This window comes from Virgibacillus byunsanensis (genome assembly GCF_042675965.1).
Classification (GTDB): Bacteria; Bacillota; Bacilli; order Bacillales; family Amphibacillaceae; genus Virgibacillus_R; species Virgibacillus_R byunsanensis.
This window is the reverse complement of record NZ_JBHTKJ010000073.1, coordinates 28,661-50,527: the sequence shown is the minus strand read 5'-3', so window position 1 is coordinate 50,527 and position 21,867 is coordinate 28,661. Positions and strand designations below refer to the sequence as shown.

General features: G+C 37.2%; 24 protein-coding genes. 15 read left to right on the top strand and 9 right to left on the bottom strand.

Annotated features, from left to right (window positions below):
• Window positions 1-59: 59 nt before the first annotated feature.
• The 3 genes from ACFQ3N_RS18925 to ACFQ3N_RS18915 all read right to left on the bottom strand — a co-directional run bounded on the left by ACFQ3N_RS18925 (window position 60) and on the right by ACFQ3N_RS18915 (window position 3,578).
• Window positions 60-1,895 (bottom strand): bifunctional diguanylate cyclase/phosphohydrolase, encoded by a 1,836-nt coding sequence (locus ACFQ3N_RS18925; RefSeq protein WP_390364553.1) that lies wholly within the window; start codon window positions 1,893-1,895, stop codon window positions 60-62.
• Window positions 1,896-2,086: 191 nt separating this feature from the next.
• Complete coding sequence (locus tag ACFQ3N_RS18920) at window positions 2,087-2,659, bottom strand: DUF5317 domain-containing protein (RefSeq protein WP_390364551.1); 573 nt, start codon at window positions 2,657-2,659, stop codon at window positions 2,087-2,089.
• Between the two features lie 154 nt (window positions 2,660-2,813).
• A complete protein-coding gene (locus tag ACFQ3N_RS18915) occupies window positions 2,814-3,578 on the bottom strand; it encodes an NRDE family protein (RefSeq protein ID WP_390364776.1) in 765 nt (254 codons plus the stop codon).
• 173 nt (window positions 3,579-3,751) lie between these two features.
• On the opposite strand from ACFQ3N_RS18915, the gene ACFQ3N_RS18910 reads away from it, so the two are divergent.
• Window positions 3,752-4,756, top strand: coding sequence for a DUF3231 family protein (locus ACFQ3N_RS18910; RefSeq protein ID WP_390364549.1), 1,005 nt, complete (start codon window positions 3,752-3,754; stop codon window positions 4,754-4,756).
• A 132-nt stretch (window positions 4,757-4,888) separates the two neighbouring features.
• Here the strand turns inward: ACFQ3N_RS18910 and ACFQ3N_RS18905 are convergent, their stop codons facing one another.
• The 3 genes from ACFQ3N_RS18905 to ACFQ3N_RS18895 form a co-directional block, all read right to left on the bottom strand.
• Window positions 4,889-5,023, bottom strand: a complete 135-nt coding sequence (locus ACFQ3N_RS18905; RefSeq protein WP_390364547.1) for a YjcZ family sporulation protein — start codon at window positions 5,021-5,023, stop codon at window positions 4,889-4,891.
• A gap of 71 nt (window positions 5,024-5,094) precedes the next feature.
• A complete protein-coding gene (locus tag ACFQ3N_RS18900; RefSeq protein WP_390364545.1) occupies window positions 5,095-5,199 on the bottom strand; it encodes a YjcZ family sporulation protein in 105 nt (34 codons plus the stop codon).
• A 205-nt stretch (window positions 5,200-5,404) separates the two neighbouring features.
• On the bottom strand, window positions 5,405-5,740 hold the full coding sequence (locus ACFQ3N_RS18895) for a DUF3889 domain-containing protein (RefSeq protein WP_390364543.1): 336 nt from the start codon (window positions 5,738-5,740) through the stop codon (window positions 5,405-5,407).
• A gap of 91 nt (window positions 5,741-5,831) precedes the next feature.
• Here ACFQ3N_RS18895 and ACFQ3N_RS18890 point away from each other — a divergent pair, with 91 nt between their 5' ends.
• A complete protein-coding gene (locus tag ACFQ3N_RS18890; protein ID WP_390364541.1) occupies window positions 5,832-6,614 on the top strand; it encodes an HAD family hydrolase in 783 nt (260 codons plus the stop codon).
• A gap of 214 nt (window positions 6,615-6,828) precedes the next feature.
• On the opposite strand, the gene serA is transcribed toward ACFQ3N_RS18890, so the two are convergent.
• Both serA and ACFQ3N_RS18880 read right to left on the bottom strand, forming a co-directional pair.
• Window positions 6,829-8,415, bottom strand: coding sequence for a phosphoglycerate dehydrogenase (serA, locus tag ACFQ3N_RS18885; RefSeq protein ID WP_390364539.1), 1,587 nt, complete (start codon window positions 8,413-8,415; stop codon window positions 6,829-6,831).
• Window positions 8,416-8,431: 16 nt separating this feature from the next.
• The gene (locus ACFQ3N_RS18880; RefSeq protein ID WP_390364537.1) at window positions 8,432-9,580 is read right to left on the bottom strand and encodes a pyridoxal-phosphate-dependent aminotransferase family protein; all 1,149 of its coding nucleotides are present in this window, start codon (window positions 9,578-9,580) and stop codon (window positions 8,432-8,434) included.
• Between the two features lie 190 nt (window positions 9,581-9,770).
• Here ACFQ3N_RS18880 and ACFQ3N_RS18875 point away from each other — a divergent pair, with 190 nt between their 5' ends.
• The 3 genes from ACFQ3N_RS18875 (at window position 9,771) to ACFQ3N_RS18865 (ending at window position 11,828) form a co-directional block, all read left to right on the top strand.
• Window positions 9,771-10,688, top strand: coding sequence for an aldo/keto reductase (locus ACFQ3N_RS18875; protein ID WP_390364535.1), 918 nt, complete (start codon window positions 9,771-9,773; stop codon window positions 10,686-10,688).
• A 313-nt stretch (window positions 10,689-11,001) separates the two neighbouring features.
• A complete protein-coding gene (locus ACFQ3N_RS18870) occupies window positions 11,002-11,229 on the top strand; it encodes a hypothetical protein (RefSeq protein ID WP_390364533.1) in 228 nt (75 codons plus the stop codon).
• 260 nt (window positions 11,230-11,489) lie between these two features.
• Complete coding sequence (locus ACFQ3N_RS18865) at window positions 11,490-11,828, top strand: small nuclear ribonucleoprotein (RefSeq protein WP_390364531.1); 339 nt, start codon at window positions 11,490-11,492, stop codon at window positions 11,826-11,828.
• Between the two features lie 236 nt (window positions 11,829-12,064).
• On the opposite strand, the gene ACFQ3N_RS18860 is transcribed toward ACFQ3N_RS18865, so the two are convergent.
• Window positions 12,065-12,373 (bottom strand): hypothetical protein, encoded by a 309-nt coding sequence (locus tag ACFQ3N_RS18860; RefSeq protein ID WP_390364529.1) that lies wholly within the window; start codon window positions 12,371-12,373, stop codon window positions 12,065-12,067.
• A gap of 1,195 nt (window positions 12,374-13,568) precedes the next feature.
• Between ACFQ3N_RS18860 and ACFQ3N_RS18855 the strand changes: the two genes are divergently transcribed.
• The 10 genes from ACFQ3N_RS18855 to rbsC all read left to right on the top strand — a co-directional run bounded on the left by ACFQ3N_RS18855 (window position 13,569) and on the right by rbsC (window position 21,819).
• Entirely contained in the window at window positions 13,569-14,363 is a 795-nt protein-coding gene (locus tag ACFQ3N_RS18855; protein WP_390364527.1) for an HAD family hydrolase, read from the top strand.
• A 593-nt stretch (window positions 14,364-14,956) separates the two neighbouring features.
• Window positions 14,957-15,397, top strand: a complete 441-nt coding sequence (locus tag ACFQ3N_RS18850) for an SgcJ/EcaC family oxidoreductase (protein WP_390364525.1) — start codon at window positions 14,957-14,959, stop codon at window positions 15,395-15,397.
• Between the two features lie 13 nt (window positions 15,398-15,410).
• Window positions 15,411-16,025: a 3'-5' exonuclease gene (locus ACFQ3N_RS18845; protein ID WP_390364523.1), complete on the top strand. Its 615-nt coding sequence runs from the start codon at window positions 15,411-15,413 to the stop codon at window positions 16,023-16,025.
• 29 nt (window positions 16,026-16,054) lie between these two features.
• Window positions 16,055-16,654 (top strand): short chain dehydrogenase, encoded by a 600-nt coding sequence (locus ACFQ3N_RS18840; protein ID WP_390364521.1) that lies wholly within the window; start codon window positions 16,055-16,057, stop codon window positions 16,652-16,654.
• Between the two features lie 35 nt (window positions 16,655-16,689).
• Window positions 16,690-16,908 (top strand): YdbC family protein, encoded by a 219-nt coding sequence (locus ACFQ3N_RS18835; RefSeq protein WP_390364519.1) that lies wholly within the window; start codon window positions 16,690-16,692, stop codon window positions 16,906-16,908.
• Window positions 16,909-17,083: 175 nt separating this feature from the next.
• Window positions 17,084-18,070 (top strand): LacI family DNA-binding transcriptional regulator, encoded by a 987-nt coding sequence (locus ACFQ3N_RS18830; protein ID WP_390364517.1) that lies wholly within the window; start codon window positions 17,084-17,086, stop codon window positions 18,068-18,070.
• A gap of 4 nt (window positions 18,071-18,074) precedes the next feature.
• On the top strand, window positions 18,075-18,968 hold the full coding sequence (rbsK, locus tag ACFQ3N_RS18825; protein ID WP_390364514.1) for a ribokinase: 894 nt from the start codon (window positions 18,075-18,077) through the stop codon (window positions 18,966-18,968).
• A complete protein-coding gene (gene rbsD / locus ACFQ3N_RS18820) occupies window positions 18,968-19,363 on the top strand; it encodes a D-ribose pyranase (protein ID WP_390364774.1) in 396 nt (131 codons plus the stop codon). Before rbsK ends, rbsD begins: the two co-directional genes overlap by 1 nt.
• A gap of 18 nt (window positions 19,364-19,381) precedes the next feature.
• On the top strand, window positions 19,382-20,887 hold the full coding sequence (locus ACFQ3N_RS18815; protein WP_390364512.1) for a sugar ABC transporter ATP-binding protein: 1,506 nt from the start codon (window positions 19,382-19,384) through the stop codon (window positions 20,885-20,887).
• A complete protein-coding gene (rbsC, locus tag ACFQ3N_RS18810) occupies window positions 20,884-21,819 on the top strand; it encodes a ribose ABC transporter permease (protein WP_390364510.1) in 936 nt (311 codons plus the stop codon). Before ACFQ3N_RS18815 ends, rbsC begins: the two co-directional genes overlap by 4 nt.
• Window positions 21,820-21,867 lie beyond the last annotated feature (48 nt).

The window sequence follows — 21,867 nt, the reverse complement described above, 5'->3', positions numbered from 1 at the left end:
CAATTAGCATTATAATGAAAGGTAAAAAGCGTGCTGGTTACATAACCAGCACGCTTCGCTTATTCACCAGAAGCGTTTACGGCTAAATCATCTTTGTAATGATTTTCTTTAATCATCTCTATAAATGGTTCGACATATTCTGGATCAAATTGAGTTCCTGCACATCTTCTCAGTTCAACAATAGCCTCATCAAATGTTCTTGTTTTTTGATAGGGCCTTTCAGTGGTCATTGCATCAAATGAATCAACTATACATAGAATTCGGGCCAGTTTTGGAATATTATATCCAGTCAACCCATGTGGGTAACCTTTACCATCAAAACGCTCGTGATGCAATTCTACAAGTGGTTCTAAATCATGTAAATGGGGGTGTTTGGAGATGATCTCTCTTCCCCAAACTACATGGTTTTTGACCATCTGCCACTCATTGTCCGTTAACTTCTCTTTCTTATTCAAAATTTCGCGTGGTATTTCAATTTTTCCAATATCATGAATTAGCGCACCAAGAATTAACGTTTTTCGCTCATAAATAGGTAATTCTAGTTTTAAACTAAATTCAGTCGCATATTGGTATACACGTTTACTATGTTGGTACGTGTACACATCTTTAGCTAAGAAAAAGTTGAGTGGCTGTTCAAGCCTTGCAATATTTTCTTCAATGTCTAATGAATGATCGGTCTTAATGCTTTCATCATAGATTCGAACCTGATTTTTCCCTTGAGCCTTGGCGTAATACATTGCTTGGTCTGCATGATCCAGTAATATAGATTTATCAAACGTACTTTCCGTATCAAACTGCGTTACCCCAGCTGAAAACGAAATACAGCCGTATGGCAGCACTTCTACACCCTCAAAATATGTATCATTTACTTTCTTTCTTAATTTATTGATAATCAAGAATGCCTCATGCTCATCAATACCGGGCATAATATATGTAAATTCTTCTCCACCATATCGTGCAACAAACCATCCATGCTTAATAGAGTCCTGTTTTAACATTTGTGCAATAAATTTTAATAGTTGATCTCCACGATAATGCCCGTACGTATCATTAAACTTTTTAAAATCATCTATATCAATTAGAGCTAGACACAGGAACTGATTAGTTTCTTTAGCCAGTTGACACTGCTCTTCTAATTTATCTTCAAAATAACCATGGTTATATAATCCAGTTAACTGATCTTTAATGGCACGCTTTTGTGCTTCATTATAATATTCATAATGCCTTTTGAAAGTGATCGATAGAAGGACGGCTATTACAAGAAATAAAAACAAACCGAAAACCTGATAATAAAAAATAAGTATACTTAGTACCATTGATATTAATAAATTTAAAGCATAAGAAGGGATTGCCACAACAAACATACTTTTAATTATTTTATTTATTCTTTCCTTGTTATTAATAGAGAAATAAATAGCAACATAGATAGTATTCACGAGCATAAAAATGCTAAGGCTAATAATATATGGGTATAAATTAGTTGGTTCAATTCTTCCGAAATCCCCACCAAATAAAATGAAAAAGTAGTATGCAATAGACAATGCTAATAAGTAATTACTAAAATTACCTATATGCTTGGAAAAATTCCTACCTTTATCATAAACATAATAAAATAAAGAGCTAATTAATAATATAAGTAAGCTAGTGTGAATACCAAATAAAAACAAACTGGATAGAAATAATGATGAGTCCATTGAGAAACCGTGTCCGGTTGGCATTAAACGGATTGTCCAAAAATAAAGGAGAACAGCCCCTCCGCTCATAGAGTAAATAATAATCCAATCATTGTAATCGTAAGTAACTGGACCATTTAGTATATTTAATAGGATCAGTAGAGCTATTATACTTACAGATACTTGGAAAATTATTAATTTGTTCTTTATGACCTTAGACATTAGCACCACAATCTTTCCTCTTTGATGTATGAAAACATAGGAAGAAGCTTGTAAGCTTCTTCCTATGACTCTTCTTTATATCTTCCACCCTGAAGTAAAAGATAAAACTAATGATACAATAATCGCTACATTAAATAATAATGCCTTTTTGTTCATATTTTTTCACCTCCTTTCAATTACAACTTTGAAAGTTAGGCTAATTTTTTTCCCTCTGTCTTTTCTTTACGATGAATAAGCATAACCTTTTGTATAAACAAGAAAACCCCAACATTCATTACAATATCACCAATACTTATAACTTGCTGTCTTGGGTATGGTGGTTGTAGCGGTAAGATATCTCCTAAAAATGGCAAAATAGTAGAATCTGTTAATAAGGCGTGTTTACCTGCTAGCCCACTTTTTAGCATTTCTATGTAATGTGGATCTAGCACTGCTGAAGCTTCTTCTGATACTGGCATTCTTCCGCCATTCACAGCCATAACTAGGAAATTTAAAAATACACCAACCAAAATAATTGTGAAGCCTTCGTGGTGGCGGTTAATCCATAAGAAAAACATCCCAATAATATATACAAACATAAAAAACTGGTTACTTATTGCTCCAACAAAGCCGAAATGATTTTGGGTGAAATATACAAATAGTTGTCCAACTATAAGGATAATAAATACCCAGCCGTATTTAAACTCAATTTCAGCTATTCCCTTTAGGCTTCCGCCCCTTAAGAAACCGATTAATAAGGAAAGAATAATCCCATCGTAAACCAAACATCCCACCTACTTCTGTTTATAAAATCAATAATTGAATTGTAACATATTTTTATGACAAGAAGTGTCAAATTTTAGAATGTTAGTAATATAATGGTTTACGCAATACATTATTTGTAATTGACTTAAAACAGGGATACGCTAGTTAGAAGAATTATTCTATCTGAAACAAAAATCGGTTCTCTTTTGTAAATTCACCTGTTTCATATAAGCGCTCAACAAAGGTCACATGATTATCCCGATCGATGAGTAATACAGTAGATGAACGAGTTCCATATTCAGGTGTTTTAATAAAAAGTGGGGATAAATTTCGCTCGAGGTCTAAACTCACACCTGTTTTAGGTAAGTTCTCTTCTTTGGCTTCTTCAGCATCTGATATGATATCAAATAATGCATCTGTTTCAAGTTCTTCATTTTCCATGAGGTAGTCTATTAGCATTCTCTTTCCTTTTGTCACTTTAGGCCATGGTGTGTTTAGAAAATGGTTACTTAGTCCATGAGTTCCAGGAATAATCTCGGATATAACGTCTTGTATATTATTATAATAGAACATCTGATTTGGATTTCCGACAATAACGTTGAAGCCTACATATTGATCTTTCTTCATTTTTAAAGCACGTAGAAATTCTTCAGGGCCATTGTTTCCTGATAAATAGTTTTTAACAATCTCCCCACGCGAATGTTTACCTGCAGCCATTTGATCTGGATCACGGAAATTTGTTAATGCGGCAATTTTTCCTTGTTTGGTAATTCCAAGCCATGTTCCCATTTGTACTAAATCTCTACCTGCTAGAATATCTGGTTCATTATCCCAGTACTGTGCAGGGGCAGTTGGCCGTTCATAAAATTCATCGCGATTCGCTGCAATAATTAATTTATAGGTTGGATGATCCTGAATTTGAAAATTGATTAAGCACATATCCAATCATTTCCCTTCTGCATACATTATACGAAAAAAGTGATTCGTATATCAAAACATCAACCTTATTATTACAGGCGGACAATATGGAACTTACAGGGATTTATAGTGTTTGTGTTGTATAATATTTCTTATATTTCTCATAATAAGCAATAGAGAATTGGAGGTTTATTATGAAAAAGGAACATAATGTGGAATTATCAGCAGCGGAACTAGCAAATCTATGGGGACAATATCAAAATGATACATTGTCAGTTTGTACCATCAAACACTTTCTGGCTAATATTGAAGATAAAGAGATAAAGAAGATCCTGGAATATGCTTTAGAATTATCAAATAAACATATTCAATTCCTGCACAAACTGTTTTCTGATGAAAAAATGGTAATCCCACAAGGCTTCACAGATGATGATGTTGTTGCACAAGCGCCTCGACTTTTCACAGATGGATTTTATCTTATCTACATACAAAATATGGGTAAGATCGGTATGGATATATACTCCTTAGCGTTAGCAAATTCAGCACGTTTAGATGTTAGTAAATATTTTACCGAGTGCTTGTATTCCTCAGCTGAACTATATAACCGGGCTAGTTCAGTTATGTTGGATAAAGGTATAATGATGAGGGCTCCACAAATTCCTAAATCGAAAAAGGTGGAATTCGTACAAAAGCAGAGTTTCTTAACGGGTTGGTTTAATCGGCGTAGACCGATTAACGCTTTAGAAATCTCACATATATATTTTAATTTATTACGGAACATTTTAGGAGAAGCTTTATTAACTGGGTATAGTCAGGTTGCAAAACTGGAGGAAGTTAGAAAGTATTTAATTCGTGGGAGAGATATTGCTTCTAAACATGTCGAAATATTTAATTCAGTTATGAGTGAAGAACTATTACCTAGTCCTTCTACCTGGATCACCCCACCAACGGATTCAACGGTTGCTCCATTTTCAGATAAACTAATGCTTTATCAGGTAACCAGTCTAAATGGTATTGGAATTGGTCATTATGGGGCAAGTCTTGGAGCAAGTATGAGAAGAGATCTAGCTTCTCACTATACGCGCATTTTAACCGAAATCGCTCAGTATTCCGAAGATGGCATTAACATAATGATTGATCAAGGTTGGTTGGAAAAACCACCGCATTCCGTAGATCGAAATCATTTAGCAAAAGATTAGTGCTTTATTAGAAAACTTGGCTTATCACCAAGCCTTAGTTGTATTTATGCAGTAGGGAATTTTTATACTCCCTAATCTATTAAAAAAACAGGCCCCACAATAAAAAAAGTGGGGCTTAGAGTTACCCCTAAGTTAACAGATAGTTGCACCAACAATAATTAATAAGATAAATAGGACCACGATTAACACAAATGGATCAATTCCTCGTCTAGCAGGAGCAGTATACCCGTGTCCGCATGGACCATAATCGCCTAATCCGTAGTTCATAAACCTCACCTCCTTTTTCTAGGTATTTAAGCAGAATAAAACTTTCCTAAGTCTTTTCGATAAGCCATTTTCTAATATCTAGCTCCAAAACCCCCAGCACCGACGATAATCAGAAGAATAAATAACACTACAATTAACGCGAATCCGCCACCTGCATAACCTGCATATTCACCCATTAACGAACACCTCCATTTATAAGTCTATATAGTATATAATTGAAGCGGAGAAAGGTAAGGGACAATAGCACAGAAACAAGCAATATTTAATAAAGGAAAACATATTAATTTGTCGAGGTGTTTATAATGAAATATCGAGCGAAAACAAAGACTATCTGATAAAATCGAGATAGTCTTTAAACGTTTTATGATTTTGTTTGAAGGGTTAATTTAAATCTTGAATTTCATCAAAATAGACATCAATAAGCTGTTCGGTGTCTGGGTTTACGAGTACATATGTGTGAATGGTTCTTTCCTCTCCACCTTCTGTTTCTAAAGTGAATTCAAAATTATATTGGACTCGTTCATCAGAAATAAACACACTGCCTTCGTATTCATAATCGACTAAATTTAGATCCGGAAACTGTTTACTTGTTTCTTCAACAGCAATTTTCCCCCACTTTGCATATTCGGGTTGCTGAGCATGAATAGTATTGATTGGAAATATCATAAGTAATAAGCCAAAAAAAGCTATTGCTTTTAGTAAGTTCATATGTTTCATGATAGATCCTCCTTTATGTTTTTTATTATAATTCTTCTAAGCCTGAATTTTATACTTATTTTTAGATAATCTCCGAAGGGAAGTTGATAAGATGATTAAAGCAATATTATTTGATCTGGATGACACACTGATTTGGGATAAAAAAAGTGTGAAGGAGGCTTTTAAAGCTACTTGTGAAATTGCTGCGAAAAAGTACGCTATCAATCCGGATAATTTGGAACAAAAGGTTCGGAAAAATGCCCGAGCATTGTACGCTTCTTACGAGACATATTCGTTTACTCAAATGATTGGAATAAATCCTTTTGAAGGCCTGTGGGGTGAATTTTCCAATGACGGTGAACCCTTTCGTAAACTAAAAGAGATTGCTCCTGATTATCAAAGGGAATCCTGGAAAAAAGGGTTAGAGGATTTAGGAGTTAATGATCCGGAATTCGGAGTTGAGTTGGCAAAGACATTTCCGGTTATGCGTAAGAAAATGGCTTTTGTATATGAGGAGACGTATAACGTATTGGATCAGCTAAAAGGAAATTATAACTTATTATTGTTAACAAATGGCTCACCTAGTTTACAACAAACAAAATTAGAGATTACCCCAAAGCTTAGGGGCTATTTTGACCATATTGTTATTTCCGGTGCGTTCGGGAGAGGTAAACCAGACCCAGCAATTTTCGATTATGCACGCGGGCTTCTTTCTGTAGAGAAGGGTGAGATGTTGATGGTGGGCGATAACCTACATACAGATGTTCTCGGTGCATCACGTTCAGGGATTGCGTCTGTCTGGGTTAACCGTGATCAAAAAGATCATAGTGAAGTAGCAGTACCGACATTTGAAATAGCACATTTGGAAGAACTTTTACAAATACTGGAAAGTTAAGCTGTTTTCGAGTAAGAATCTCGGAAGAAATCGGTTGAAATAGCAAAATGACTAGCTGAAGTACCAAATACTGATAAAACTCATAATTACTGATAAACCTTCGAAACTGCTGATAAATCCTAAAATTCGCTGATAAACGCAACAGACCTAATTTGCATGTAACCCAATCTAACGCAAAAGGCGAAATCACTGTGATTCCGCCTTGTTAAATATTCTACAGGTCAATTGCTGTTACATGATATATATCATCAAGCTTTTCCAGTTCATTCATTGCATCTTCGTCTAAATGTTTATCAATTTTCAACAGCATGATTGCCTCGCCACCGATGTCCGCCCGGTCCACTTGCATGGTTGCGATATTAATATCGTGCTGAGCTAAGAGATTTCCCATTCGCCCGATAACACCTGGTTGGTCCTGGTGATGGATGACGACGATATGACCATCAGGTATAACATCCACACTGTATTGATCGACCTTTACGATCCGTGGTCCTAAGCCATTTAATAATGTTCCAGAAACACGGCGGTTTTCCGTTTTTGTTTTTACTTCAACTGTAAGTAAATTAGTAAATCCCCGTGACTTGGAGGTTTTATGTTCGTGTATGGTTATTCCTTTTTTATTAGCTAAGTAAAGAGCATTTACGTCATTTACATGGTCGCCATGATAACGTTTTAACAGTCCTTTAACTGTATTTCTTGTTAATGGAGCTACTTCCATTTCAGATAGGTCACCAGAGTAATAAATATTTACTTCTTCTATAACATCCTGTGTTAAGTGAATGAGAAACGTTCCAAGATTTTCTGCTAAATGAAAATAAGGTTCGATTTTATTCATAATATCAGTTGGAACTGATGGAAAGTTAACCGGGTTTCTCACTAAATCACCTGAAAAAAAGCGAATAACATCCTCACTGACATCAACAGCAACACTTTCCTGTGCCTCGATGGTACTACCGCCAAGGTGTGGAGTAGCAATTACTTCTGGTAAGGTTAAAAGTTTATGGTCTAAAAATGGTTCCTCTTCAAAAACATCCATCGCAGCACCTGCTACCTTTTTCGAAACGATTGCTTCATATAAAGCTTCTTCATCTATAATACCTCCACGGGCACAATTGATAATTTGTACACCAGGCTTCATAAGTTCAAATGCTTCGGCATTAATGAGATGCTTGGTTTCCTTTAATAATGGTGTATGGACCGTGATGAAATCAGCCTCTTTTAACACATCTTGCACGGATCCGTAGCGAATGCCCATTTTATCAGCTTTTTCTTCTGTTAAAAATGGATCATATGCCATGATGTTCATTCGTTGCCCTTTAGCTCTTGAGGCAACTTCTGTACCAATTCTTCCGAGGCCGATAACCCCGAGTGTTTTATTTTTTAACTCAACACCTACATACTTCTTTCGATCCCATTGATGATTTTTAAGGGCATAATAGGCTTGTGGAATCTTTCTGGATAACGCCATAATCATAGCCATTGTATGCTCTGCTGCTGAGTTGGTATTTCCGTTTGGTGCATTAACTACAATGATGCCGTGTTCTGTCGCAGCATCAAGATCAATGTTATCTACCCCAACACCTGCGCGGCCTATAATTTTTAAATTGGCTGCTTTACTGATCAGTTCACGTGTTACTTGTGTTTGACTTCGGACAAGTAACGCGTCAAAATCAACAATTTGTTCTCCTAATACATCTGGTGTTAGGTCGGTCGCAACTTCAAAATGAATAGTTGGTGTAGTTCGAAGTACGTGAAGACCTTCCTCGCTAATTGGATCTGCAATTAATATTTTAAACGTCATTACGGCACCCCTTATTTTAATATCCTAAATATATTTCCTGTGCTGCTTGTGTTCCTTTACCAAGTTCAACTTGTTTACCAATTTTGTGTAAACCGAGTTCTATCACACTGATGGTCTGCAATACGTCTGCTGGTGAGCAATAACCCATGTGCCCAATCCGGAAAATTTCATCTTTCATATGCTGCTGGCCACCTGCTACAACCATTCCGAACTCTTTATAAAGAACATTCCTCAAGTCCTTCACTTGAAAATCGAATGGCTTAATTGCAGTCACGGTAGGAGAAGCAGCTTGATCGTTTGTGAGTAAGGGTATGTCCAGTGCTTTAAATGCAGCACGCGTCATCTGCATCATTTGTGTATGTCTTGTAAAAACTTGTTCAAGACCTTCTTCCTCAACAAGCTGGAGCACCTGTTCTAACCCAAATAATAGGGATCCAGCAGGAGTGAAGGGTGTTGAGTTATTTGCTAACTGATTCCGATATTTTTTAAAATCAAAATAAAAGCGAGGGTGCTCATTCTCTTCAATTACGTTCCATGCACGTTCACTGGCCGCGACAAATGTTAAACCACCAGGGAGCATCATTGCTTTTTGCGAACCTGTTACCAAGAGGTCAATTCCCCATTCATCCATTTTTGTTTCCACACCACCAACACAAGAAACACCGTCCACGATGAATAAAGCTTCCGAGTTGTTATGGACGACCTCAGCTAGCTCCGCAATCGGATTCAAGACACCAGTCGACGTCTCACAAAAGGTAGCAAACACCGCTGTAACTTTTGGGTATTTGTTAAGATATTCTTTTACAGACTCGGGTGTAACGGTTTTTCCCCATTCACTATCATAACGGTGAGTGTTTATTTGATAAGCCTCACAAATATTAACGAATCGTTCACCAAAGGAACCAGTTACAATAACTAATACTTCGTCATCCGGTTTGACGGCGTTGACAACAGCTGTCTCTAAGCCTGCTGTTCCACTTCCTGTCATAACGACAACATCTTGTGCGGTTCCAAATATTGGTTTAAGCTTGGGCTTTATCCGTTGTAGCAAATCTTTTGTCTCAGGAGCCCTGTGTCCAATCATCGGCTGGCTCATAGCACGTTGTACACTTGGAGGGATAGGGGTTGGTCCGGGTATTCTTAAGAGCTGTTGATCAGTTAGCATAATTGTTTCTCCTTCCTAGTATGAAGATAATGCACTCGGTACTTTATAAAATTATTATTTCTCAGCATAGCACACAGTTAGCCTTTGTCAATATATTTTGTCTATTTTAAAAAATGAAAACGCTTTATTGAGTAAGTTATTTTTTTTCAACGTGTTAAACTTGAATTATCATTCAAAAAGAGGTGTTCTTTTGAAAAAAATCAAATTAGGTAATAGTGGTTTGGAAGTAGGAGAAATTTCTTTAGGTTGTATGCGAATTAGTAATCTGCATAAAAAAGATGCTGGATATGTGATTGAAAATGCCATGGAATCAGGAATTGATTTGTTTGATCATGCTGATATTTATGGTGGAGGGAAATCAGAGGAAGTTTTTGCTGATGCGATTGATATGAGTACTTCTATTCGGGAAAAAATGGTTCTGCAGACGAAGTGCGGAATTCGTGATGGCTTTTTTGACTTTTCCAAGGAACATATCTTAGCGTCTGTTGATGGTAGCTTAAAAAGGTTACATACAGATTACATTGATATTTTGTTACTTCATCGGCCAGACGCTTTAGTGGAACCAGCGGAAGTAGCCGAAGCTTTTACGAAACTTAAAGCAAGTGGGAAAGTGCGTTATTTCGGAGTGAGTAATCAAAACCCAATGCAAATCGAACTTTTGAAAAAGCATTTAAAGGAAGACTTGATTGTGAATCAGATGCAATTCAGTCTTATGCATACACCGATGATAGACGCAGGATTAAATGTAAATATGCAACATGATGCAGCAGTTGTGCGCGATATCAATACGATTGAATATGCTAGGTTAAACGACATGACTGTTCAGGCGTGGTCACCGTTTCAATATGGGATGATAAGTGGCCCATTTGTAGGTAATGAGAAGTTTCCAAATGTAAATACTAAATTACAGGAAATTGCTACGAAAAAAGGAGTGACTGATTCTGCGATTGCAATTGCATGGATTTTACGTCACCCAGCAAAAATCCAACCAATTGTTGGCACCATGAATCCACAACGTTTAACAGACATAGTAAAAGCTTCTGATGTAGAATTAACGAGACAAGAATGGTATGAACTCTATCTTGCTGCTGGAAATGAGTTACCGTAATACATGACCAAAAGCTAGAAGCGCCTTGAAAGACACGACTCTGCTTAGGAATCGAGTGTCTAGGCGCTGGCTGATGAAAACGCCACGTCCTTGAAAAAGAAAAGTGCTTTTTCTTCGTGCGATGTTTCGCTGTCGAAGCATTCCTTGTCCTGTACGTCGAAGTTAGACGTGGCTGATTCTGTAGAAAATATACATAACTTTCAAGTTATATGCTTTCTTACTACTAAAAAAGTGGCATTTCCTAACGTGTATGAAACGGAAAATAATACACACAATACAGTGGTATCTTTAATTTTAAAAGGAGGAATAAGGCATGCCACAAAACCAACAAGCTCAAGCATTTCAGCAAATCGAACAAATTGCACAACAATTACAGCAACAGGAGCAACAGAATGCACAGCAACTTCAGCAACAGGCTCAACAACAACCAGGCGGGGCAGCTAACATGGGTCCACAACAACAAATGGCACAAAAAGAGCAAAATGCAGCACAACAGTTACAACAAATTCAACAATTATGTCAGCAAAATATGACTCCGTAATTTAGGGCGAGTCTTATTTTCTTCGGAATTTTTTAACAGAAGTATGAGGCTGAAAAAGATCTAGGTGATCCCAGGAACTTTGCCTGGGGTCATTTTTTTGGCAGGTAAGAAAGTATAAAACTTCCTTATCTGCATAAGTGCAACTAGGCCATTCGCTATAAAGGCTTGGCGAATGCCAAGTTTTCTAAATACTTTTTTCCTAAGTTTGTAACTTACTCCTTCTAGATGAATATCATGATTTTAAAAAGGAGATGAGTTAAATGACCCAAGAAAACTTCACAAGAAATTTAGAAGATGATTGTAGAAGGTACATGTATCATCATGTTGTTTTGACCTTTAGTGATGGTAGTTCTGTAGACGGAATTATTGAAGATGTGGATGGAAATCGTGTTACGGTGCTTGTTGGTGAAGATGTCATGGAACGAGAAGATAATGAATTAGATGATCGGCAGTTTTATGGCTATGGCCGCCCGCGTAGAAGGTTTAGACGCTTTAGACGTCAGTTTTTACCTCTGGCAGCATTAACAGCGTTATCACTACTACCTTATGCGCCATATCCTTATTATTATCCTCCTTACTACCCCTACCCATATTATTAAGTGATCTAAATGAAAGAGCTAGCACAACAGGTAAGGGCTCGGTTACCTATCGAAAAACTCGAAATCACACTATAAAATACATCTAAATTTGCCTATCTAATTGCATCGTATTTGTAGTGGTATTTGTAATTAAAATTAGAAAAATCTCAGTTTACTGAACTGAGATTTTTCTTATATTTATTTATTTTTATTAATTCTTCTTCAACTTAACGAACCCGTTTCTTTAAATTACTCCTCTAAATCCGAATTATTTCTGCTCCTTTTTTTGGTGGGTTAGATTCAAGTACATTTTGATTTTTATCGTAAAATACCTTAACTGTTTGACCTATTTTATATTCACCCTCACCAATACTATACCAAGAGCCATTATTTTCTCTAGCTATCTTCAATATTTCATCTTTGTTCTTCCCTTTAGTAAGTTCTTCTGTATTGTTGGGAATAACAAGAACATCCATCCTTTTGTAACCCTCATCTTGCCTAACAAGGCTAACTATTCCAATGTGCTCATCGTTTTTTTTAGTTCTATCTATTTCTTCATCTTCCATCTCTGCATTTGAATTATCCCCATAGGCAGATGGCAACAATATACTGGTTAATACTAAGATACCTTTTCTTTTAGAAAGGATGTTTCTAAAAGATTGTTGTTTTTGTCACAATGGATATAAACTGCGACGTAACTTTAGGCTTATTTCTAAGAACGCTCGCCATTGCTGCCGTCTGGGATCGCTACGGGCGGATGCTTTCCGCGGGCACGGCCTCAGCCTCCTCTAGAAAACCACTCTGCGGGGTCTTCGGACACGTGCTGTTCCCGCAGGAGTCACCGCCCTCCGCTCACCCTGACTGGTAAGGTGTTTTATTAATACTGATACAGTCCCACGACAGTAACGGAAATAACAGCGGAGGAAATACACGGAGACTCCTTGAAAATACAAACCAATTTTCTGCGTGCGATGTAATGTTGCCCCAGCTTTCCTTGTCCTGCGGGAAAGTGAAGACGCTCCAGACCCCACAGGGAAGCGATTTTTGCGAGCGAGGAGGCTCAGCGCGAGCCACGGAAAGCACAGTATTTTTCCGTAGCGGTAGCGGAGCACTGATCGTGTTTTAAAGTTATGTCGCATTATATATCAACTACGAGGATTAAATAGCAACAAAACTTACGAAATGAGCCTTTATAAAAATTGATAACAAAACTCCAATTATATATCCTAATAAAATTAATTGATCCTTTAACGAAATACATAATATTTTCATCGATATTCGTAGTATGGTAACCGAAGCGTTTCATATATTTACTATAAAAAGCCAATTGCATAATATGTTAAATTTTGTGTGGCTTAGTAGGTGTTTTCTCCACGAACTCTGTAAATATTTTTGAGAACATCCATCAACTAATTCCGCTAGTTTTTTGCTGGGATAACGCCTTCATTAAACACAAAACCTTAGTAACACATTAGTTCCCATGGTTTTAGCGATTACTCTTCTTGCTTTATCTCTTCATCACGATCTCTTTGATTGTTTTTTTCAACATATTATTTTTACACGATTTTTTCCTGTCTTTAATTCAAAAATACTCATCAATAATCCTACTACCAAACATATTGTTGATTATAACCATTATAATAATGCCAACATAAAATTCAGGTAAACATTAAAAAATTCATCTAAACAATACTATCAGTTAATCTTGCCTTTACATTCGGATGATACGATATAATTGATCAAAGGAAAAGAGGAGGCAAAATGAAAATGAATGCGCGCGCAATATTTATTGATATGGATGGAACGTTGCTAACGACTTCGAATGGAATTTCCCGGCGTAATGCTGAAGCAATTTACATGATAATAAATCAAGGAGTCAAAGTTTTTCTTGCAACGGGGCGCCAATATGAAATTACAGCCCCTTACCATGCGGCGCTTGGATTGCAAACTCCGATGATTTGTTTAAACGGAGCTTCTATTCACGATGGACGAACAGGAAAAGCGATTCAGATTAAACCGATCATGTTAAATGAGGAACGATTCCAACATGTGATTAGCGAATACCCTTGCAACGTTCTTGTACACACTACTACCGGGCTTTATTGCAAGCAAATGAGTACAGAAATAGATGACTGGACAAAACAAGGCCGAGTCCCACCAACTTACATCGGTGATTTGAGGAACGCGAACTATCGAGATGTGCTAAAATACAGTATTCGGACAGGTGGCCCTAGCTCGCATCTCTCGAATGTATTTACAGACGAAGGAAATGTCATTGATTGGAATGATGGGTTTGAAATTGTTGCTCATGGGGTTTCAAAATGGTCAGCCATTAAAACGTTACTGAGCGCCTATGGAATTAACCAAAGAGAAGTAGTTACAATAGGGGATGGCCCGAACGATATCCAAATGCTTCGTAATTCCGGAACAGGAGTCGCAATGGCCAACGCTACTCCTAAGGTCAAAGACGCAGCTGACATTGTCACCGGGCATTATCAAAACGACGGCCTTGCTGAATTTATTGAACACTACCTCGTCAATACTTTTATTGTTTAAAGTATGAGAGAGAAGAAAGGAAACACAAATTCACGTAACTGGAATAAGCAGAACCTTGCCGAATCGAAAATACGATTCGGATTTATAATGTTTAAAGGAACTAATTTTCACTGTATTAGTTTATCACATTACGATTTTTTTCTTCCATTAAGCTGCCCTCTTAGTATTCCTGTAGAGCGTTAAGGTTAGGTTTTCAAAAAATCAGCCCCCCCTTGATAAGATGATTATAGACAAACAAGTCAATTTTTAGGAGAAAGCATAATCCATGAATTCAGGACGCATAGATTCCTCAACTAAACTCGGAGAAATTATCTTCTGTAGCAAGTTTAACTACTCCCCGATTCTATACCATAACAATACATTTCCCCATGTACTTAATTCTAGAGTAATATCCATTGATAGTACTGTTGTTCCAAAAGCTGAAAAGACGTGAAAGGAAAGGGAGCAATTGCAAGCCTTCGCTTATCCCCCACACCCAAGGAGCTATTGTTATCTAACAAATAGGTGCACAAATTACACTATCATTTTAATTGATTGTGACAATTTGGTATGATAGGAAGTAGGAACGTTTGGGAAAAAAGGAGGGAAATTCCGTGAAAGATTTAGAAGCCAAGAAGATTAGCGGACTTTATGAAACGTTAATCGATGCATGGAACAAACGTGATGCAAGGAAAATGGCTGAACAGTATACAAAGACTGGGGAATCAATTGGTTTTGATGGAAGCATCATGACGGGAACTGGCGAAATAACCTCACAGCTCAATGAAATATTCAGTCAACATCCAACTCCACCATTTAATTCAAGAATTAAAGATATACGCTTTTTAGGAGAAGACAGTGCTATTTTACGCGCGATTGCAGGCATGATACCTCCTGGGAAGTCAGAACTAGATCCTGAATTGAATGCCCATCAAACACTTGTGGCAGTTAAGGAAAATAGTGAATGGAAAGTGGAACTATTTCAAAACACACCTGCACAATATCATGGAAGACCTGATTTAGTGGAGAGGTTTACCAAGGAATTAACAAGCTAAGGGGACAAAACTTATGAAGAATTTTGTTTCGATTGACTTTGAAACGGCAAATGAAAAACGAAACAGTCCATGCGCTATTGGTGTTGTAATAGCTAACAAAAATGGTATTGTAGATGAGTTTTATAGTTTAATAAATCCTATGATGTATTTTAGTGGGTTTAATACTTCTATACATAATATTAGAGAACATGATGTAAAAGACGCACCAACATTTGCTGAGTTGTGGCCAACGTTAAATAATTATTTATCTAAAAACCTCGTAATTGCCCATAATGCGAGTTTTGATATGAGTGTCATACGTCATACACTCGATTACTTTGATTTGCCCTATCCCGAAATGGAATATCTTTGTACGGCAAATATTTCAAAAAGGGTATGGCCGGATTTAATGAATCATAAACTAAATACGGTAGCAGCTTTTCAGGGGATTACCTTTGAACACCATCATGCCCTGGAGGATGCGCGTGTTGCAGCGCAAATTTTACAGAGAGCTTTTGTAGAGTATGGAACGGATGAAGTGGATGCGTTTATTCAGAAGTGTAATATATCAAAAGGGAAAATCTATGAACGTGGCTATGTTCCTCCGAAAGTGAAGCGAGTTAAACAGAGTAAGAAGCTATATTTGTAGTATACAAAAATAAAGGAGTGGTTTTGACGATGAAGGTACTTATTATAGGTGCAAGTGGAACTATTGGCAAAGCAATTACGAAAGAGTTTGAAAAAAAGCATGACGTTATTCGAGCAGGAAGAAATGGAGCGGATGTTTCAGTTGATAATACGTCCGTTGAAAGTATTATTGAAATGTATGATCAAGTTGGCAAAGTGGATGCTGTTGTAAACGCAGCAGGTGGCGCAAATTTTGCGTCCATTTCAGATTTAACACCTGAATTAAATGAAAAAGGAATTGAAAGCAAATTGAAAGGGCAAATAAATCTGGTTCTTATCGGAAAAGATTATGTAAAAGATGGTGGTAGTTTTACGTTAACTACTGGTGTAATGATGGATGATCCCATTCCATTAGGTGCGTCTGCCGCTATGGCCAATGGTGGGGTGAAGTCCTTTGTAAAAGCAGCTTCCATTGAAATGCCTAGAGGTATCAGGATAAATTGTGTGAGTCCTAATATCGTTCAAGAATCATGGGAGAAATTAGGTGGCTTCTTTGCGGGGTTTGAACCAGTTCCGGCAATCCGTGTAGCACGTGCTTTTGTGAAAAGTGTGGAAGGAGCACAGACCGGTCAGAATTATGAAGTCTATTAACAAGCAATGATAATATTCTAGTTGGAGGAAATAATATGGCTGAATTAAAGTATGAAATAATCAAAACAGTAGCTGTTCTTTCGGAATCACCAAAAGGTTGGACAAAAGAGCTTAACCTAGTAAGTTGGAACGGGCGAGATCCTAAATACGACTTACGTGATTGGGCACCAGGAAAAGAAAAAATGGGAAAAGGTGTAACCCTAACTAAAGAGGACCTCAATCATTTAAAGACGGTGCTGAATGAGATGAATTAAATACCAAAAATGTAAGATTTTTCAACTAGTAATCTGTTGACATATCTATGTAAACGCTTTATCATAAAAATGTAACGGGTTACATGTAGGTATTTCAACGGTCTCTTTTTTATTTTATTTTTTGTGTAACGGGTTACATAAATGCATTAACTACCTAAATAATGGATGTGAATTCATGACGACTATTAAAGATGTTGCCAAACATGCTGAGGTATCTGTTGCGACTGTTTCTCGAGTTCTGAATAATAATGGATATGTAAATTCGGCTACCAAAGAACGAGTCAAACGATCGATCGACCAATTAAATTACCGGCCAAACGATGTAGCACGAAGTCTGTTTAAAGGCCGTTCAAAAATGATTGCTTTATTTGTGCCAGATATCATGAACCCTTATTTCCCTGAGTTAGCTCGAGCGGTAGAGGACGTTACAAATCGTCATGGATATACATTTGTACTTTGCAATACAGACGATGAAATCGAAAAGGAATTAACGTATTTAAATGCGCTTCAGCAAAAGTCTATTGATGGATTCATTATCGTTTCAAGTACGATCACCGAAGAGCATATTGAAAATGTAAATGTTCCCATTATTGCGCTTGACCGAATTTTAAGCGCAAATTTATCATCTGTTACGGTTAACAATCGTGAAGGTGGAAGAGAAGCTACTGAATATCTGAAATCACTAGGATGCTTACGAATTGCACATATTTCCGGTCCAGAGAATGCTAGTAACACAACGGAACGGATGCGAGGATATTTAGATGTAGTGAAGAATGAGGATTGGTTTTTATCCAGCTATGTTGTGTCAGGTGGATATAACTTTGATAAAGCAAAGGAAGTTACTATAAATCTATTAAAAAATAATCCAGAGGTCGATGGTATTTTTGTAGCAAATGACTTGATGGGAGTAGGCGCTATGAAGGCAGCTCAATCATTGGGTATACGCGTACCAGAAGATCTCTCAATTATAGCGTTTGATGGAATTACATTAGGCGAAACCACGAGTCCATCTTTAACAACGATGGCACAACCAATTTATGATATTGGTGCACGTGCTGCCGAAATGCTTATCGAGCAAGTTAATGATAGGGAATTACCAAGAAAGACAGAGGAATTTTCAGTGAAGCTAGTGGAACGACAATCAACAAAAGTAAGGAGCTAATACCATGGGTGAGAAACCAGCCGTTTGTATCGTAGGAAGTATCAATATGGATTTAACGATTACAACGAATAAGATGCCGATGCAAGGTGAAACAGTACTGGGAAATGATTTCGCTACGTATCCTGGTGGGAAAGGTGCCAACCAAGCTGTTGCAGCTGCAAGGCTTGGAGCAAATGTAAATATGATAGGTGCCGTCGGAAACGATTCTTTTGGCAAAACACTCTTAAATCATTTGGGCGCAGAAGGAGTAAATGTTGAGGGAATCATCACAAACACTGATCAACCAACAGGAATAGCAAATATTATTCTTTCGGAAGATGACAATCGAATTATTGTAGCACCTGGAGCAAACAATGGTGTCGTTTCAGCTTTAATTGAAAAGCATCGTGAACTTATTAAACAAAGTGATGTTGTATTGTTACAACTTGAAATACCAATGGAAGCAGTAGTTCATACCTTAAAACTGGCTAATGAATTAAATGTACCAGTTATTGTTAATCCAGCACCATATCAAACGTTGCCAGATGCGTTATTAACTAATGCAGCCTTTTTAACGCCGAATGATATTGAAGTTGAATCCATAAAAAAAGAAACACTTTACGACTCCATTCAAGAAAAACTTATTGTGACACAAGGTGATCAAGGAGTTCAGTTTTTTGATAATGGTAAGAAGCAACATGTGCCTAGTCATCAGGTGGTAGTGAAAGATACAACTGGAGCCGGAGATACATTCAATGGTGCACTTGCAACACAAGTTGGTAAAGGAATTCCACTCAAGCAAGCAGTCGAATTTGCAAATGCAGCAGCAGCTTTATCGATTACGAAATTAGGAGCACAAAGTGGAATGCCACAAAAACAAGCAGTAGAGCAATTTTTACTAGAAAGGTCTGATTCGTGATGAAAAAGACAGGAATGTTAAATCGAGAAATTACAGCAGTTCTTGCAAAACTAGGTCATACAGATTCGATTATTATTGCGGATTGCGGATTGCCAATCCCAGATCAATCAACGTGTATTGATTTATCAATTAGCCTTGGAACACCTAGTTTCACTTCTGTATTGAAAGCGGTATCCGATGATATGGAGATTGAAGAAATAACGCTCGCAAATGAAATAAAACATAGTAATACCACGTTACATGATAATTTGATGGATAACTATTCGGATATACCAATGACCTACATTTCCCATGAAGCATTAAAACAGAAATTGAAAGATGCAAAAGCAATTATCCGAACTGGAGAAGCATCACCATACGCAAATGTCATATTACAATCTGGCGTAATTTTTTAAGTGGAAGAGGTGAGGAAGTTGGGTAAAACACCTTTTGTCGAGATGACAAACATTGATAAATCATTTTCCGGTAATCAAGTATTAAAGAATGTTCATTTTGAAGTGATGCATGGCGAAATTCATGCACTAATGGGGGAAAATGGTGCAGGGAAGTCAACACTTGTGAAAGTTCTGACTGGTATTCACCAAAGGGATAACGGGGTTATTAAAATAGATGGTGAAGAAGTTCATTTCTCTAGTCCAAAGGAAGCGGAAGAAAAAGGGATCGTCGTTATTCATCAAGAGTTAAATATAATTCCGCATCTATCCGTTACAGAGAATATGTTCCTTGGTAAACAGCTTACGTATGGGAAAACGGGTGTTTTAAAACAAAAGGAAATGAAAAATAGAACGGAACAAAGTTTGAAGAAATTAGGGGTTACGAATATACATCCTGATGATACAGCGGGAGATCTTTCGGTTGGGAAGCAGCAAATGATTGAAATTGCTCGTGCTTTAGCAACAAATGCTGAGATGATTGTAATGGACGAGCCAACTGCAGCACTTACTGATCGTGAAATTAGAAATTTATTTAATGTCGTACATGCATTAAGAGATCAAGGTGTAAGTATTATTTATATTTCTCACCGAATGGAAGAAATCTTCGAGATTTGTGATCGTATTACCGTATTACGTGATGGTCAATATATTGGCAATGAATATATAGCAGAAACCTCATTTAAGGAAATTGTAAAAATGATGGTCGGTCGTGAACTTGGTGAACGTTTTCCACCTAAAGATAATTCGATAGGTGATGTTATTTTAGAAGTTGAGAGTCTTACACGCACTGGTTATTTTGACAATATCAGTTTTGAAGTAAGAAAAGGAGAGGTGCTTGGTGTAGCTGGGTTGATGGGTGCTGGGCGAACAGAAATCATGGAGGCTATCTTCGGTTTTCATAAGAAAGATAATGGCATAGTTAAAATAAACGGGAAGCCATTAAATATCAAACATCCTCATGACGCTGTGAAGGCAGGTCTTGGTTATATCACGGAAGATCGAAAAGCAAAAGGATTGGTAATTGACGCATCAATCCGTGAAAATATTTCGCTGACTAATTTGGAACTTGTTTCCAAAAATGGCGTTATTTCTGGTGCAAAGGAAAAAGAACTAGTTGAAAAATTGATTAAACGTCTTCATGTTCGAACCACTGGCGGAGATCAAGAAGTAAAGTCCTTAAGTGGGGGTAATCAACAAAAAGTAGTCATCGCAAAATGGTTAGGCATCCAACCGAAAGTTCTTATATTAGATGAGCCTACACGAGGGGTTGACGTTGGTGCAAAACAGGAAATATACACGATTATGAATGAACTAACCAAAAACGGAGTAGCCATTATTATGATTTCCTCAGAATTACCCGAGGTCTTAGGTGTAAGTGATCGTATTATGGTTATGCATGAGGGGAAAACGACCAGATTCTTAAACCGTGAGGAAGCTACTCAGGAGAAAATTATGACTGCCGCGACAGGAGGAGAAAGAGCATGAAGCGAATAAATATCAATAATTTTGCTAAAATCGGTCCACTTCTTGGTCTGATTGTCATTACGATTATTTTAGGAATTTTAAGTGAGAACTTTTTCACGCTTAATAATATTTTTAATCTACTAAGACAAGTTTCTGTAAACGCGCTAATTGCTTTTGGTATGACGTTTGTTATTTTAACCGCGGGTATTGATTTATCAGTTGGTTCGATTTTGGCATTGGGTAGTGCACTTACTGCTGGTTTGTTAACAAGTGGAATGGATCCGATGTTAGCGGTTTTTGTAGGGTTACTTATTGGACTAGCATTGGGAGCAGTTAACGGGTTAATTATTACAAAAGGAAAAGTTGCTCCATTTATTGCAACACTAGCTACGATGACGATTTATCGCGGGGTAACACTAGTTTATACAGATGGTAGGCCGATTACTGGGCTATCAGATAGCTTTTCATTTGAAATGATCGGTAAAGGATATGTTTTTGGTGTTCCATTTCCCGCTGTACTAATGATAGTTATTTTTCTTATTTTATTCTTTGTGCTCCGCAGTACGGTGTTTGGCCGTCAAGTATACGCTGTTGGTGGTAATGAAGAAGCATCAACCTTATCAGGAATTAAAGCAGACCGTGTGAAGATTTGGGTATATTCCCTTACTGGTATGCTTTCTGTTTTAGCAGGGATTATTATTACGAGTCGTTTGAACTCTGCACAACCAACAGCAGGGAGTATGTATGAGTTGGATGCCATTGCGGCTGTTGTTATTGGTGGAACGAGTTTAGCAGGTGGTCGAGGAAGAATTGTAGGAACATTAATTGGTGCTCTAATTATTGGAGTAATTGACAATGGGCTTAATCTATTGAATGTATCGTCATTCTATCAACAAATTGTTAAAGGTAGCGTTATCGTGTTAGCTGTCTTACTTGATCGCAAATCCAAATAGTTGACTCCGATGTTTTAATAAACATCGTTTCATATATAAATATAAAAA